This window comes from Streptomyces spongiicola (assembly GCF_003122365.1).
Classification (GTDB): domain Bacteria; phylum Actinomycetota; class Actinomycetes; order Streptomycetales; family Streptomycetaceae; genus Streptomyces; species Streptomyces spongiicola.
Window position 1 is genome coordinate 3,410,007 of the sequence record NZ_CP029254.1, and the last position, 15,560, is coordinate 3,425,566.

The following is a 15,560-nucleotide window of genomic DNA, read 5'->3' on the forward strand; positions in this document are numbered from 1 at the left end:
GGGCGGCTCACTGAAGCGCCCGGCTTGACCAGCGCGTCAGCCATCGGTGTGCCCTGCCTTCGCGCCAGCCGTCCGGTCCCGGCGGGTCGCCGGCGGTCGGAACGGTGCGTCCGTTCCGTGCCGTGGCCTGCCGCCACTCCAGCAGGGCGACGGCGGCCTCTTCCGTATGGCCCGCCTCCGTGAGCCAGAAGGCCAGACCTCGCAGGGTGTGCGATACGTCCGGGTGCCCGCCGCCCAGTACGCGTAGCCGGTCGTCCAGCAGCGCCCGGAACGCCTGCGCGGCGCCTTCCGCGTCACCGCTCTCACCTGTCCAGTCGGCGAGATCCTGGCGTGTCGTGAGGGTGCGCGGGTGGTCCGCGCCCAGCACCCGCCGCCTGTCCTCCAGCAGTGCGGTCATGGCCGCGACCGCCGTGGGGACGTCTCCACCGGCGCCCTGCCAGCAGGCCAGATCGTGACGCGTCGTCAGGGTGCTGGGATGGTCGGTACCGAGCAGCCGCCGCTTGTCGTCGAGGAGCGCGCCCAGCTCCGCCACCGCGTTGCGGCAGTCGCCTGCGGCTCCGCGGAAGCACGCCAGAGCGTGACGTGACGCGAGCGTGTCCGGGTGGTCGGGCCCGAGCACCCGGGTGCGGTCGGCGAGCAGGTGCTCGAACTCCCGGACGGCGCCCTCCGGGTCACCGGCCACACCCTGCCAGCGAGCCAGGCTGTGCCGGGTCATCAGGGTGTGCGGGTGATCGGGCCCCAACAGCCTCAGCCGGTCCCGCAACAGGTCCTCAAGCGCCGTGGCCGCCGCGGCGGCGTCTCCTACGGCTCCCCGCCAGTCGCAGAGATTGTGCCGACTGTTGAGGGTCTCCGGGTGCTCCTGCCCGAGAAGCCTGCCCCGGTCCTCGAGCAGCGCGCTCATGGCCTGCAGCGCTTCGGCGACGCGGCCTGCCGACCCCAGCCAGTACGCCATGCCGTAGCGGGCCGCCAGAGTGTCCGGATGGTCGGGCCCGAGGCGCCGGGTCGCCATGGCCGTGAGGCTCTCCCAGTTGGCGACCGCGCCGTCGATCAGCCCCAGTTCGGCCATGCTGCCCGCTGACTTGAACAGCACTTGATGCAGTCGCGCATGCCACAGCGCCGGGCCTTCGTGGGCTGCGAGAGCGGCGACGTTGTGCCGGAGTACGCGTGAGTGCTCCGGGTCGTCCTCGATCGCCGGCCAGTCGGCGGTCAGGGCGTCCGCCGCGGCTCGTACCGCGTCGTCGTGGATCTCGGGCGGCAGTGGATCGAGAACGGCACGCTGCACGAGGGCATGGGTGCGGATCGCCACCGAGCCCCCGGCTGGGTCGTGGGTCAACAGGCTCAGCCGGTGCAGGTTGCGCAGTGCCGCCCTGGCCTCCGCCGATGTGACGTCCGACCGCGCGGGGGCCGTTGCCGCGGCCAGGAACCGGCGTACGGGTCCGGCCGACCAGATCGAGTCCGGCGCGCCGTTCGGGTCGAGGACGGCAGCCACGTACAGAGCCGGGCGGGCCAGTCCCACGGGCGGGAGTTGGTCCGCGCGGTCGACGGCCAGGGACCACGTGGTGGCCACCGTGTGCGTGTAGCCGTCCGCGCTCGCGTCCGTGGGGAAGAGGTGCTCGAGCCGCTGTGACCGCCGGGCGAAGGAACGCCGGTACTGGGCGCACGTGATGCCCTGGTTGCGGACGACACCTGCCGCCTGCGCGAGGGCGACCGGTAGTCGTCCCAGGTCCTCCGCGAGCGCGGCTGCCTCGTCCAGCACCTGCGGATGGGTCTCCTGCGCCCCGGGAGTACCGAGTCGGTGCACGAGATAGTCGTGCGCCTCCTCAGGGGTGAACACGTCCACCGTGACCTGCCGAGCGCCGGCCGGCGCACAGTCCCGGCGCCGTGTGGTGACCAGGACCCGTCCCGCCGGGCCTTCTGGCCACAGCCCGGCCAGATCCCCGGGATCGCTGACGTCGTCCAGAACGATCAGCCAGGTCGTCCGGGTGGTGCTCAGCCAGTCCAGGAAGCGGTCGCAGAGGACGTCGGCCGACTGGGCGTGCAGCGCGCCGGGGTTGGTCTCGATGCGCGCCTGTGCGAACGTACTGACGATTGATTCCCTGGACATGGCGTTCACCCAGAGCAGCAGTTGCAGACCTTCGTCACGGGCCCTGAGGAAGGTGTCCGCAGCCAGCTGTGTCTTGCCCACACCACCGCCGCCGGTCGCCACCACCTGCGTCAGCACGGTGGCGCAGCCGTCATCCAGTATCCGCGAGATCCTCGCGGCCATGGCGCGCCGCTGCTGGAAGGCTGCCGGTCGCGTGGGGGGCCGCCCCACCTGCATGGGCCACTGTACGGCCGGGACCGTGGTGATCCAGGTGTTGTGCCAGGTGTTCGTCTGGTGGCCGCCGTCACCGATCTGGGCACCCTGGAGGTCCCGTGCCGTGATCTCGGTGGGACGTTCACTCATCGAGGTCACCCCGGCCCGTCTCCACCGATGCGCTCTCCGACGCCGAGATGAGTTGCCGTATCGAACGGTGGTCCGGGAGGGCGGACGAGGATCCGACGGTGCGTACGGTGAGGGCTCCGGCCGCGTTCGCGTAGGACGCGGCGGCCCGAAGGCCCGCTCCCGCGACCATGCTCACTGCCAGAGCGGAGCAGAAGGCGTCGCTCGCCCCGTTCGTGTCGCGCACGCGGGAGGGAAATCCGGGCGACCGGAACGTCCCTTCGCGCGATGCGACGGCGCATCCCCTGTCGGCGTCGGTGACGCAGACGACGCGGATTCCGTTCCCGTGCAGGGCCTCGGCGAGTTCCTCGGCGCTGCCGGGCTCGCCGGGGCCGACGCCGTGTGCCAGGAGCGACGCCTCTTCGCGGTTGGGCACCAGGACGTCCACATAGGGGAGGAGTTCGCAGATCTCCGGCAGGTCGGCAGGGTCGGGCGCGGGCCCGGGGTTGAGCATCACGGGGACTCCGGACTCCGCCGCGATCCGGAAGAGCCGCAGCAAGGCGGCAGGGTGGATCTCCAGCGTGGCCATCAGCATGTCCGCGCCATTCACGACGGGCCGGGCCGCTTCGATGTCGGCGTCGCGCAGTCGCAGGAGCGGGGGCTGCTTCCACCCGATGAAGGACGTCTCACCACCCGGGCCCACCAGGACCGCGACAGGCGATGTGACAGCACCTTCTCTCAGTAGCAGATGGGAGACGTCCACTCCCTGCGCGATCAGCGACTCCTTCAACTGCGTGCCCCAGGGGTCCTGACCCGCGGCGCTGAGGAGGTGGACTCGGGCGTCCAACCGGGCGGCGGCCAGCGCCTGGTTGAACCCCTTGCCGCCCGGCAGCACGGCCACGTCGGAGGCCGGCACGGCCCCGGACCACTTCGGCAGGGACCGCACACGGTAGAGGAGATCCATGACCGAGTTGCCCGTCACCACGATGTCCGGTCTGTCCGCGTCGGTCTGCCACTCGCCCATGCGTTGTCCCATCCGGTCCTCTCCTCGGTGGCAGACCGCCTTCGAGCGGCCGGCGTCACCCGATGACGTCGTTCGAGCGGCTCGCGTCACCCGAAGACGTCGTCGGCCATGCCGGACCCGTACCTGCGATACAACCGTCCGAGAAGGCAGTCGGTCCCGGACAGATCGTCCAGCCCGCGGAGGATGTGCTCACGCTGGACGCCGATGCGGTTCAGGCCTCCGTAGTCGCTGGGAAGTCCGGACTTCTCGTAGAGCCGGCGGATCGACCGGTAGAAGTCGTGCTCACTGCTGCTCCGGGAGAACATCGCACACACCAGAAGCGTTCCGATGCTGACCAGCCGTCCATGTGTCGCGCGGTCGGCAGGGTAGGGATACCTCTCCTGGAGCCGGTAGCAGAGCTGGTGTTCGCTCGCGGCGTTCAACCTGGTGTGGCCCAGGCGCAGCACTTCGAGAGACGACTCGTGCGAGTACCGGGCCAGGGACCAGAGGTCCAGATCGCCGGCCCGGCCCGGACTGCCGAGCACCCATTCGGCAGCTGCCCGGACGACGGGGACCCGGGCCGTCACCTCGATGGGCGACAGGTGGTTCCGGTCGTCCGCCCCGGAGGGCCACTGCCACTCGATCGAGGCACTGAACGAGCTGAAGAGGTCGCCAAGGCCCGAGGTGGTCCATTTGACGCCTTGGCCCCTGTGGGCCGCCTGGACGGAGGGCTTGCTGATCACCGTCACGACCGGTGCGACGGTACGGCTGCTGGTACGGACACCGTCCCGGATCAGCACGCTGCGGTCCGTGCTCAGGCACGAGTGGGAGAGAATCGACGGAAACACCGTCAGGGCTCCCGGTTGGGCGCAGGCCCGGCCCACGTCCAGCACCGAGCAGCCGCCGACGGCGATCACCTTCTCGTACCGATAGCCGGTCCGGATGTCGTTCACGGTGTCGACGTGCGGCTCGGCGACGAGCACCGTCTCGCCCAGCCCCCGGACGATGGGGAAGTTGTGGCTGTCGGCCACGACGATGGTGGAGTCGTCCACGGCGCCGCAAACGGCCTCCCGGATCGACTGCGAAACGAACTCCAAGCGCGGATAGCACGTCTTCTCTCTCCGAGCGCTCCCCGCCCCGGCCGACCTTCTCATTGATCACCCACCCGGAAAGGTCGAATGGTGGCCCTGGATCGATGGTTCACGGGTTGTACATCTGTCCCGACCGATAACTGTGAAGAGCCAGTTGCACGGGCAGAAACAGTGGACTGGGCGGCGAGTCGAGCGGGTACCAGGCCCAGCTCTCCAACCGGTCCGGCTCTCTCACGACGGGAGTGCCTTCCAAGGTGTCCGCGACGAACTCGATGTCGATGTAGTGGCGCCCGTACTCGCGGACATTGCTCACGCACAGCAGGCTGAGACCGTGTACTTCGAGGCCGCTCTCCTCCATGACCTCCCGGGCAGCGGCTTCCTCCAGCGACTCACCGAACTCCACGTGCCCGCCGCACCAGCCGTAACTGCCGGCGCCGTGCGCTCGCAGACGCCTGCCCAGCAGGATTGCGGAATCCCTGAGCAGCATGACGCCCACTCCGATTTTCGGTCGTTCGGCCTCGGTCACGGGAGCCCCACGAAGACGTCACGTCCCAGCCACCGCATCACAGCGTCCTCCCCGGGCGTCGGCGTGGTGGCACTGATCCGTCTGGCATACCCTCCGCCGGCCGGCGTCAATCGTCGGCTGTGCCTTTCGGCCGGCGCTCTGCGGGCCGGAAGCGACGTCTCAGGACGTCGCCGCGTTCCGGACGCCCGGGTGAACGGGCGACCGAACCCCGCGGCGGTGTGCCGGGAGCCGTGAAGACCCCGTTCCACCCCCTCCGGGTCGAACCTCGTGACGGCCTTCATCGGCTTCGGTGCCGGGGCCACCGCGACGATGGTGGACGAGCGGAAGGACGCCCGCTGCTCACCCTGGTACCGCTGCTCACCCTGGTACCGCTGCTCACCCTGGACCGCGACGGCGGGGGCCAGCGGACTGCCGCGGGCGCAGCGCACGCGCGGGACGCCGCGGCGCGCGGGACGTGAACCGGCCCACGGGACTACGGCACCGAGAACCCGTTCGCCTGCACGACCCGCGTCGGGGTGCCGCGGTTCCAGGAACCATCGGGCAGTTCCGTGATATCCGTCACGCCGAATTCGGTACTGGGGAGCCCGAATAGTAGAAGGCCAGGGCCTGGACAAATGAGACTTGTCCACCTTGAGCAAGACATGTCCCGCAGAGGCCGGAGGGGTGTTCGACGGGCTCGCCGGTTGCCTCCGTCCGTGCTGCATCCAGGGGTTGCTGACGGGTCGACAGAAACGCACGCCTGGGTGGAACCGAGGGCAGCACGCCCGCGGGTGCATTTCAAGAGACCACTCGCCCTACGAACCGGAATAGTAGAGACGCTCGTTGCCCCGGCCGCGCGGCGCTTCTAAGAATGGCTGCGCGCAAAGGCGTCTCCGCAGCTCAGCACAGGACCAGTGCCGGGTCGACCGTTCCCCGGGGGCGCTCCGCGAAAACCGAGTGAGGTCATGCATGAGGAAGCACCGCAGGAAGACGCACCACCGGAAGATAACGATCGCCGCTGTCGCCCTGGGCGCCGTGGCCGTGCCCTCCGTCGCCATGGCCTGTCTGGACCCGCAGGAAAGCCAGGAAAACCTCGAGAGCCGTGACAGCCGGTCCTGGGGGGAGTGGCGGAACGCCTCGGACGAGTCCGCATGGCAGCGGGGCGACTGGGACTGGAAGAGCAAGCACGGTGGTGAGCCCGGCGGCGAGCAGCCCGGTTCGGAGCCGGGCGCCGCCCAGCCCGACGGCTCGGCCCCGGCACCGCAGGCACCGCAGGCACCGCAGACCCCCGCTCCCGCCGCCCCCGCTCCCGCCCCCTCGCCGGCATCGCCGGAGCCCGCGGCACCGAAGCCGGCCGCCCCCGCGTCGCAGCCGGCCACTTCGAAGCCCGCGGCCTCCCCGAACACGCCCGCGCCCTCCGCTCCTGCCTCCGGTGCCGTCGCTCGCGTCGTGCAGCTGGTCAACAGCGAGCGCGGAAAGGCCGGATGCTCCCCCCTGACCGTCAACGCCAAGCTGGCCAAGGCCGCCCAGGACCACAGCAAGGACATGGCCGCCCACCGCAACATGTCCCACACGGGGTCCGACGGCTCGAACCCGGGCACCCGCATCACCCGCGCCGGCTACCACTGGAGCACGTACGGCGAGAACGTCGCCTACGGCTACGAGACCCCGGAGAAGGTCATGGCGGGCTGGATGTCCAGCCCGGGACACAAGAAGAACATCCTGAACTGCGAGTTCAAGGAGATCGGCGTCGGCCTCGCGCAGCCGGGGAACTACTGGACCCAGAGCTTCGGCACCGCCCGCTGACCACGCCGCAGCCGCTCACCGCACCTGCGAACGGATCCCACCCCGGCCCCCGAAGGCCCCGACCGTGCGCGGACGACGGCAACGTCCGCTCGACGGCCGGGGCCTGCGCCGCGTCCGGCCGCCGGACCGCCGCACGCCAGGCGAGGGGCCGTTCAGGGACCGGCCTCGCGCGCGGCAGCGGACGGCGATAGAGCGCGGCCCGCCGGGCAGGGACGGCGGGCACGGACGCGAGCAGGGACGCCGGCAGGGTCGGCGAGCACGGACGGCGACACTGCCGGCGGGGCAACCCGGGACCGGGGACGGCCGGAGGCAGGCGGCCTGGTCAAGGTTCCTCCGTCCGGAGTCCGTGGTCTCCGCCCGAGTCTGGGCTCTCCGCCCCCGAGCGGCGCGGGGCCTTCGACTTCCTGCTGGGGGTCTCGGCTCTCCGTCCGGGGTCTCCGTCCGGGGTCTCCGCCCGGGGTCTCCGTCCGGGGTCTCCCAAGGGCGCGGGCAGTCGCCGACGAGGTTCGGCGGGCCGGGTGGAAAGTCCTGCCGGACCTCTGGCCGTCCATCCGGCCCACCAGTACCTTACCGCCGGTAAGACCCTGTCTCCCTGCTGCCCCACACCCCCAGGAGCGCACCGTGAAGACAGCTCTCCCTCCGGCTCTGGCCGGTGCCGCCGTCGCCCTCGCGGTCGTCGCCGCCTCCGCCCCGGCGTCCGCTGCACCGGTGCCTCGGACGCCCGCGGCGGCCTCCACGACCTCCACGGCCTCCGCCGCCCCCGGCTCGTCCGCCTCGTCCGGCCTACGCGAGGTGCTGTTCGTCGGCAACAACTGGGACGGCACCGCCGACGTACTGGAACCCTCCGGCTCCCTCGCCAGGATCGGCCGGATCAACGTGATCCCGGACAAGCGCCAGCGGATGCTGGAGATCCACCTCAACCCCCTGAAGCTCGCGTACTTCCTCGGCATCCGGTGGTCCGTCGGCGAGGGCCACGACCAGTTCGTCGACGACATGTACTCGACGCCGGACGGGTCGGCCGTCGTGGTGTCCCGCCCCAGTTTCGCCGACGTCGTCTCCGTCGACGTGTCCAGCGGACGGATCAACTGGCGCTTCCCGGTGTCGGGCTACCGCTCCGACCACATGGCGGTGTCCCCGGACGGGACCCGCGTCGCGGTCTCCGCGTCGACGTCCAACCGGGTACACGTCCTGGACATCCGGACCGGCCGGGAGACGGGCTCGTTCGCCACCGGCGACAAGCCTCACGAGAACGTCTTCACCGACGGCGGCAGCCGGATCTGGAACAGCGCCATCGGCGAGGTCGGCACCGCGCTGGACGATCCCGTCTGGGACTTCACCAAGGGCGACCGCAAGATCACCGTCGTCGACGCGAAGACGTACCGCACGGTCGAGGTCATCGACATGCGGCAGCGGCTGGACGCCTTCGGCCGCAAGGACCTCTCGGACGCGGTGCGGCCCGTGGCGTTCACCCCCGACGAGTCGAAGCTCTACTTCCAGGTGTCCTTCTTCAACGGCTTCCTGGAGTACGACGTGGCCGCCGACCGGATCACCCGCGTGAAGACCCTCCCGAAGAATCCGGCGACCAGCGAGGACCGCACGACCTGGGTCAACGACTCCCGCCACCACGGCATCTCGATGAGCCCCGCGGGCGACAAGATCTGCGTCGCCGGAACGATGGACGACTACGCGACGGTGGTCGACCGGGCCACCCTCCGGGAGGGCCCGCTGGTCCCGGCGTCGAAGCCGTACTGGGCCACGGTGAGCGGGGACGGAAGGTCCTGTGTGGTCTCCGAGAGCGGATCGGACTCGGTCTCGGCGATCGACTTCGCCACCGGCCGGAAGGTGGCGAGCGTGCCGGTGGGCGACCATCCGCAGCGCGTGCGGCTCGGCAAGGTGGCGGCGGACTGGCGGGCGCCCTCGGCCCGGTGGAAGTAGCCCCGGAGCCGGGCACCCCGGCGCGCAGGGCGGGGACGGCCCGCGGTCCGGCGGACACGGGCGCCTCGGCTCCCGCACCCACACCGACGCCACGCGCGGCCGCCACGGAGGTGCGGCGCGTCCCGGCGGGAGGGATCATCGGGGAATGAGTCCCGAGATCCACCTCGCCCAGCAGCCCGAGGCCGACGAACTCCTCGGGCGCAGTCCGCTCGCCCTCATGATCGGCATGCTGCTGGACCAGCAGGTCCCGATGGAGTGGGCCTTCACCGGCCCCTTCACGATCGCCGAGCGCCTGGGAAAGAACGATCTCGACGCCCGTGAGATCGCCGCCCTGGACCCCGAGGGTTTCGCCGCGCTGCTGTCGCGGAAGCCCGCCGTGCACCGCTATCCGGGGTCGATGGCGAAGCGGATCCACCAGTTGTGCCGGTACCTGGTGGCCGAGTACGACGGCGACCCGACGGCGCTGTGGAGCGACGCGCCGTCGGGCCCGGAGGTGCTCGGCCGGCTGCTCGCCCTGCCCGGCTTCGGCAGGCAGAAGGCCCAGATCTTCCTCGCCCTGCTGGGCAAGCAGTACGGGGTGAGACCTGAGGGGTGGCGGGAGGCCGCGGGGGCGTACGGCGAGGAACGCGCCCACCGTTCGGCCGCGGACATCACGGGGCCGGAGTCGCTGGCCAGGGTCCGGGCGCACAAGCAGGAGCTGAAGCGCGCGGCGAAGGGAGCCGAATGACGCACAAGTACGCCCGAAGGCGTACGAGTTGCGGTCATTGGCGGTAAGTATCGCGTGAGTTGCGGCACATGTGTTCACAGAACACTCAGAGATCGCTAGCTTCCCCTCAACCTCGTTCGCACCGGGAAGGACCTCTGTGAACGCAACCCATCGCAGAGCAGTGGCCACCGTGGCCGCAGCCGCACTCGCGACCCCGCTCCTGCTGGCATCCGCCTCGCCCGCAACCGCCGACCGGCACGACCCCGCCAGGCAAGCGGCCAAGCAAGCGGCCAAGCTCTCCAAGAAGCTGGTCCGCAAGTCGTCCGCCGAGGACGCCTTCAAGCACCTGAAGAAGTTCCAGCAGATAGCCGACAGCACCGGCGGCCACCGTGCCGCCGGTTCGCTGGGCTACGACGCCTCCGCCGCGTACGTCTACCAGCAGCTGAAGAAGGCCGGGTACGACGTCTCGTACCAGAACTTCGACTTCATATACACCGAGACCCAGGCCGAGAAGCTGTCGGTGGTCTCCCCCGCGCCGCGCGACATCGCGATATCGGCGATGACGTACACCAAGTCGACCCCCGCGGGCGGTGTCAGGGCCGACCTGGCCGCCGTCCCCGTGGACGCCGACGGCACCACGGGCTGCGAGCCCGGGGACTTCGCCTCCGGAACCTTCACCGGCAAGGTGGCGCTGATCCGGCGCGGTGGCTGCACGTTCGCCCTCAAGCAGCAGAACGCCGCCGAGGCGGGCGCGATCGGCGCGATCATCTACAACAACACCGAGGGATCGCTCTCCGGCACCCTCGGCGGCCCGGAGGCCGGGAAGATCCCGACCGGTGGCATCACCCAGGCCGAGGGCGCCAAACTGGCCGAGGACCTGGCCAAGGGCCCGGTGAGCATCGACTTCGAGATCCGCCAGCTCCAGGAGAAGCGCACCACGCGCAACGTCGTCGCGGAGACCCGGCGCGGAAACGCGGCCAACACCGTGATGCTGGGCGCCCACCTCGACTCCGTGACGGCCGGCCCCGGCATCAACGACAACGGTTCCGGCTCGGCCGGCCTGCTCGAGGTGGCCCTGGAGTTCGCCAAGGCCGAGAAGCGGCCCGCGAACAAGGTGCGGTTCGCCTGGTGGGGCGCCGAGGAGAACGGCCTGCTGGGCTCCGAGCACTACGTCGCGAACCTGAGCGACCTGGGCAAGAAGGAGATCAAGCTCTACCTGAACTTCGACATGATCGCGTCGCCGAACTACGGACTGTTCGTCTACGACGGCGACGACTCCGACGGCGTCGGCGCACCGGCCGGTCCGGAGGGTTCGGCCCAGCTGGAACGCGACATCAACGAGTTCATGGACCGCGTCGGCGCACCCCACGAGGGCACGGACTTCACGGGCCGCTCCGACTACGGCCCGTTCGTCGAGGCCGGCATCCCGTCCGGCGGCACGTTCACCGGCGCCGAGGGCATCAAGTCAGCCGCGCAGGTGGAGAAGTTCGGCGGCACGGCGGGCGTCGCCTACGACGCGTGCTACCACGCCGCGTGCGACGACATCAGCAACATCAGCATGAAGGCGTTCGACGTCAACATCGACGTCATCGCCAACGCCACCGGCACCTACGCACACGACCTGAGCTCGCTGCGCAAGCCGGTCGTCACCGTCCCCACGGACGGAGACACGGGCAGCGGTGGCGGTCTGCACGACGGCCACGACCACGAGGTCACCGAGTAGCGGCGGGGACTCCGTCCGCCGGGCCCGCTCCGCACGACCTGCGGGGCGGGCCCCACCCACGGCACCGGCGGGCCTCACCGAAGCCCGGCCGGCGCCACCACGTCCCCGCCCGCGCATCACGCCGCCCCCGTCCCCGCCCCGTCCCCGCCCCGTCCCCGCCCGCGTCACCCCGTCCCCACCGCGCGACAGGCCGCTTCCCGGCCCCTCCGGCCCCGCCCCCCACTACCGGCGGCGCCTGCGGGCCGTGCCGAAGAGGGAACGGGAGATCTCCCGCCCGAGCTGGGTGCCGACCGAGCGGGCCAGGGACGTGAACAGACCGCTGCCCATCCCCTGCCCGGCCGGGGAGTCCGCCCGCCGCGACGTTCGGGAGGCGGGTTCCGCACCGCGGGCGGCCTCTTCCGCCTCCCGCGCGGCCTCTTCCGCTTCTCGCGCGGCATCCGCCTCCCGAGCGGCACGCAACGCCGACTCCTCGGCCGCCTGCTGCTCCGCCGTCAGCCTCTCGTACGCCGACTCCCGGTCCACGGCCTGCGCGTAGCGCGGGTACAGCACGGAGGACCTCGCCGCGGCGTCCAGCCCGGTGTCGCCGAGCGGACCCATCAGCGACTGCGGTGCCCGCAGCCGTGTCACCGCGACGGGGGTCGGCGCGCCCGACTCGTTCAGCACCGTGACGACCGCCTCTCCCGTACCCAGCGAGGTGAGGACCTCCTCCAGGTCGTACGCGGAATCCGGAAAGGTCCGCACCGTCGCCTTCAGCGCCCTGGCGTCGTCCGGGGTGAACGCCCTCAGCGCGTGCTGCACCCGGTTGCCCAGCTGCCCCAGCACGTCACCGGGCACGTCGCTGGGGGTCTGCGTCACGAAGAAGACCCCGACGCCCTTCGAGCGGATCAGACGCACCGTCCGGGTGACCGCCTCCAGGAACGCCTTGGAGGCTCCGTTGAACAGCAGGTGCGCCTCGTCGAAGAAGAACACCAGCTTCGGCCTGCCGAGGTCGCCGACCTCCGGCAGATCCGCGTACAGGTCCGCGAGCAACCACATCAGGAAGGTGGAGAAGAGCCGCGGCCGGTCCTGCACCCCGGGGAGTTCCAGCACGGACACGACCCCGCGTCCGTCGGGCGCCGTCCGCAGCAGCTCGCCCGTGTCGAACTCCGGCTCGCCGAAGAAGTCGCTCGCACCCTGCTGCTCGAAGAGCGTGACGGCCCGCAGGATCACCCCGGCCGTGGCGGTGGACAGCCCGCCGATACCCTTCAGCTCCACCTTCCCCGGGTCCGACACCAGGAACGCGACCACGGCCCTCAGGTCCTTGAGGTCCACCAGCTCCAGGCCCTTGGCGTCGGCGTAGTGGAAGACCAGCCCGAGGGACTGCTCCTGCGTCCGGTTGAGCTGGAGCACCTTGGACAGCAGCATCGGCCCGAAGTCCGTGACGGTGGCGCGGACGGGGATGCCGTGGCCGATGCCGCCCAGCGCGTAGAACTCCGCGGGGAATCCCCCGGCATGCCAGTCCTGGCCCACCTGCGCGGCTCGCTCCTCCACCTTCTCCCCGCCCTGGCCGGGCGCGGCGATCCCGGAGAGGTCGCCCTTCATGTCGGCGAGGAAGACGGGGACACCGTTCGACGACAGCTGCTCCGCGAGGAGCTGGAGCGTCTTGGTCTTGCCGGTGCCGGTCGCGCCGGCGACCAGACCGTGGCGGTTGAGCATGCCGAGCGGGATCCTGACGGGAGCTCCGGGAAGGCACCGGCCGCCGTCCAGCAGCGCGCCCAGCTCGAGAGCGGGTCCGGGGAAGGCGTAGCCGGAGGCGATCTGCCGCAACCCGCCGGAGGGATCCGCCGGCCCGGACGGGTCCGCGGACGGCGTCGGCTGCTCGGGCTCAGTCATGACACGGCCCCCATCTTCCGGGTTTGCGAGGCTTTTGCGGGGTTTCACACAGCATCCCATCGGCACCGCCTGGCTGCGCCGACCGCCGCTCGCCCGGTAGGCTTTCCGTGTGATCTTCAAGCGCATCGGCAACGGGCGGCCGTATCCCGACCACGGCCGGGAAAGCACCCGGCAGTGGGCGGATGTAGCGCCGCGCCCGGTCCGCCTCGATCAGCTCGTGACCACCAAGGGCCAGCTGGACCTCGAGACCCTCCTCGCCGAGGACTCGACCTTCTACGGCGACCTCTTCGCCCATGTCGTGAAGTGGCAGGGCGACCTCTATCTCGAGGACGGGCTGCACCGCGCCGTGCGCGCGGCACTCCAGCAGCGGCAGGTGCTGCACGCCCGGGTGCTGGAGTTCGACTGACCCGGACCGACCGCCGCGCGCGACCCGTTCGGGCCCCTCAGCGCCCCCGTACGGCGCAGCCCCGCGACCCGTAAGGCGCTGCTTCACGTCCATACGGGCGCAAGCGGATGATCGTTAAGTAGGCATAGCCCGCGGACCGCACTACGCTGCGCCCATGAGCATGCTCACTCCCCCAGGCATGGGCGGAAAGTACCGCATCACGGGCAATGCGTATCCGCGTATGCGCCGTCCTCGTCGCCGCCGCAAGGTCGTGATCGCAGCCGTCGCAGCCGTGGCCGTCCTCGGCCTCGGCGGGTGGGGAACGCTGCAGCTCATCGACGCCTTCTCGGGCGATACCAGGAAGGCAGCCGCCAAGAGCCAGGCCGCGGCGTGCAAGCCCGGGGCCGCACCGTCCGCCGTGCCCGCGCCGCCCAGGCCCGCGCAGATCACCGTCAACGTCTACAACGCCACCCCGCGCAGCGGACTGGCCAAGGCCACCGCCGACGAACTCCAGAAGCGCGGCTTCAACATCGGCAAGGTGGGCAACGCGTCACCGGAGTACGACAAGAAGGTGCCCGGCGCCGGGCTGCTGCTGGGCGCGCCGGACGCCTACGAGGGACCTTTCGGCGTACTGGGCACCCAGCTCGCCGGCGCCCAGCTCAAAGCCGACACCCGCACCTCGGCCGACGTCGACCTGATCATCGGCACCGCCTTCAAGGAGCTGAACAGCAAGCCGGTCGCGGACAGGGCGCTCGCCGCGCTGGCCCAGCCCTCGCCGGCGCCGGGCGAGTGCAACTGAACCCGGACACACCGGGTGGGTCCGGCTCGGCCTGAACACCGGGCGGGTGCGGTCGCACCCTCCTCCCCGTCGAGGCGGGGACCTCCGCTCACCTCGCGCGACCGCTCCGGGAACGGATTCCGGGGACAGACGCGAGCACCCCGCACCCGGCGGCAGAGGTGCCCGAAGCCCCACGGACGGGGCCGCGGTCCGGGACCAGGACCGCGGCCGGGTGCCTCCCGGCGGCCGCCCGGCAGCGCGCTGCCCCCCGCCCGGCCCCCCTGCCCTGCCGGTTGCTCCGCCCTACTGGTTGCTCTGCTCTACTGCTCTGCCCTACTGGTTGCTCTGCCCTACTGCTCGGCAGGCCCTACTCCGCGGCGCCGTACATCCGATCTCCCGCGTCGCCCAGGCCGGGAACGATGTAGCCGTGCTCGTTGAGCCGCTCGTCGACGGAGGCCGTCACCACGGTCACCGGGGTGCCCGCGAGCTCGCGCTCCATCACCTCGACACCCTCCGGCGCCGCCAGCAGCACCACCGCCGTCACATCGTCGGCGCCGCGCTTGATCAGTTCCCGGATCGCTGCGACCAGCGTGCCGCCCGTGGCCAGCATCGGGTCGAGAACGTACACCTGGCGGCCCGAGAGGTCCTCCGGCATGCGCGTCGCGTACGTCGACGCCTCCAGGGTCTCCTCGTTGCGGATCATGCCGAGGAAGCCCACCTCGGCCGTCGGCAGCAGTCGGACCATGCCGTCGAGCATGCCGAGGCCGGCCCGCAGGATCGGCACCACCAGAGGCCGGGGGCGGGAGAGCTTCACCCCCGTGGTCGCCTCCACCGGCGTCCGGATGTCGATCTGCTCGGTGCGCACATCGCGCGTGGCCTCGTACGCGAGCAGGGTCACCAGCTCGTCGGCCAGGCGCCGGAAGGTCGGGGAGTCGGTGCGCCGGTCGCGCAGGGTGGTGAGCTTGTGCGCCACCAGGGGGTGGTCGACGACATGGATCCGCATGGACCCCACAGTATCCGGGGCTGGCGTGGACGCCCCCTCCGGAGGGAAGGTGGCACGTATCCTTCCAGCGCCGAGGTGGTGTGGCCGATGCGGGAGCGGGATCAGCAGGACCGGGAGCAGCGGCGGGAACCGCGGCCGGAAGAGGAGGAGACCGACGTCGAGCGAAGGCGGCGGCGCGCCCAGTTCCTCCGCGAGCTGCACGAGGCGAAGGCCCTGCGCGACCGCGTCCAGCCCAGGCGCGCCCGCGCGGCGCGGATGCGCCAGGCGATGCGCATGCGCTCCTTCCGCTGGTAGGTCCCGGTGTCCCCTGGACGGCCCCGTACGGCGCCGT

General features: G+C 71.2%; 13 protein-coding genes and 1 pseudogene. 7 read left to right on the forward strand and 7 right to left on the reverse strand.

All coding sequences use genetic code 11. The features are described from left to right. Window positions 1–7: 7 nt before the first annotated feature. The 5 genes and pseudogenes from DDQ41_RS14985 to DDQ41_RS33045 form a co-directional block, all read right to left on the reverse strand. Window positions 8–2,446, reverse strand: a complete 2,439-nt coding sequence (locus DDQ41_RS14985; protein ID WP_147317751.1) for a tetratricopeptide repeat protein — start codon at window positions 2,444–2,446, stop codon at window positions 8–10. Beyond that, window positions 2,439–3,458 carry a PfkB family carbohydrate kinase gene (locus tag DDQ41_RS14990; protein ID WP_109294945.1) on the reverse strand — a complete coding sequence of 340 codons (1,020 nt, stop codon included), beginning with the start codon at window positions 3,456–3,458 and terminating at the stop codon, window positions 2,439–2,441. Before DDQ41_RS14990 ends, DDQ41_RS14985 begins: the two co-directional genes overlap by 8 nt. A gap of 74 nt (window positions 3,459–3,532) precedes the next feature. Further along, window positions 3,533–4,522: a dehydroquinate synthase/iron-containing alcohol dehydrogenase family protein gene (locus DDQ41_RS14995; RefSeq protein ID WP_162602686.1), complete on the reverse strand. Its 990-nt coding sequence runs from the start codon at window positions 4,520–4,522 to the stop codon at window positions 3,533–3,535. Window positions 4,523–4,625: 103 nt separating this feature from the next. Continuing rightward, complete coding sequence (locus DDQ41_RS15000) at window positions 4,626–5,042, reverse strand: nucleotide triphosphate diphosphatase NUDT15 (RefSeq protein ID WP_216365133.1); 417 nt, start codon at window positions 5,040–5,042, stop codon at window positions 4,626–4,628. Further along, a pseudogene (locus tag DDQ41_RS33045) lies at window positions 5,039–5,476 on the reverse strand (DUF6777 domain-containing protein); the annotation flags it as partial. The pseudogene DDQ41_RS33045 and the gene DDQ41_RS15000, both read right to left, overlap by 4 nt. A gap of 514 nt (window positions 5,477–5,990) precedes the next feature. Here DDQ41_RS33045 and DDQ41_RS15010 point away from each other — a divergent pair. The 4 genes from DDQ41_RS15010 to DDQ41_RS15025 all read left to right on the forward strand — a co-directional run bounded on the left by DDQ41_RS15010 (window position 5,991) and on the right by DDQ41_RS15025 (window position 11,191). Continuing rightward, window positions 5,991–6,827 carry a CAP domain-containing protein gene (locus DDQ41_RS15010; RefSeq protein ID WP_109294947.1) on the forward strand — a complete coding sequence of 279 codons (837 nt, stop codon included), beginning with the start codon at window positions 5,991–5,993 and terminating at the stop codon, window positions 6,825–6,827. Window positions 6,828–7,448: 621 nt separating this feature from the next. Then, entirely contained in the window at window positions 7,449–8,762 is a 1,314-nt protein-coding gene (locus tag DDQ41_RS15015; RefSeq protein WP_174720286.1) for a YncE family protein, read from the forward strand. 145 nt (window positions 8,763–8,907) lie between these two features. Next, entirely contained in the window at window positions 8,908–9,489 is a 582-nt protein-coding gene (locus tag DDQ41_RS15020; RefSeq protein WP_109294948.1) for an HhH-GPD-type base excision DNA repair protein, read from the forward strand. A 160-nt stretch (window positions 9,490–9,649) separates the two neighbouring features. Continuing rightward, a complete protein-coding gene (locus DDQ41_RS15025; protein ID WP_109294949.1) occupies window positions 9,650–11,191 on the forward strand; it encodes a M28 family metallopeptidase in 1,542 nt (513 codons plus the stop codon). Window positions 11,192–11,413: 222 nt separating this feature from the next. On the opposite strand, the gene DDQ41_RS15030 is transcribed toward DDQ41_RS15025, so the two are convergent. Then, window positions 11,414–13,063 (reverse strand): helicase HerA-like domain-containing protein, encoded by a 1,650-nt coding sequence (locus tag DDQ41_RS15030; protein WP_109294950.1) that lies wholly within the window; start codon window positions 13,061–13,063, stop codon window positions 11,414–11,416. A gap of 109 nt (window positions 13,064–13,172) precedes the next feature. Between DDQ41_RS15030 and DDQ41_RS15035 the strand changes: the two genes are divergently transcribed. Together DDQ41_RS15035 and DDQ41_RS15040 are read left to right on the forward strand one after the other, a co-directional pair. Next, on the forward strand, window positions 13,173–13,469 hold the full coding sequence (locus tag DDQ41_RS15035; protein WP_109294951.1) for a type II toxin-antitoxin system VapB family antitoxin: 297 nt from the start codon (window positions 13,173–13,175) through the stop codon (window positions 13,467–13,469). 154 nt (window positions 13,470–13,623) lie between these two features. Next, window positions 13,624–14,247, forward strand: a complete 624-nt coding sequence (locus DDQ41_RS15040; protein ID WP_172607893.1) for a LytR C-terminal domain-containing protein — start codon at window positions 13,624–13,626, stop codon at window positions 14,245–14,247. Window positions 14,248–14,593: 346 nt separating this feature from the next. Here the strand turns inward: DDQ41_RS15040 and upp are convergent, their stop codons facing one another. Beyond that, window positions 14,594–15,229: a uracil phosphoribosyltransferase gene (gene upp / locus DDQ41_RS15045; protein ID WP_109294953.1), complete on the reverse strand. Its 636-nt coding sequence runs from the start codon at window positions 15,227–15,229 to the stop codon at window positions 14,594–14,596. Window positions 15,230–15,316: 87 nt separating this feature from the next. Between upp and DDQ41_RS15050 the strand changes: the two genes are divergently transcribed. After that, window positions 15,317–15,523: a hypothetical protein gene (locus DDQ41_RS15050; RefSeq protein ID WP_109297747.1), complete on the forward strand. Its 207-nt coding sequence runs from the start codon at window positions 15,317–15,319 to the stop codon at window positions 15,521–15,523. Window positions 15,524–15,560 lie beyond the last annotated feature (37 nt).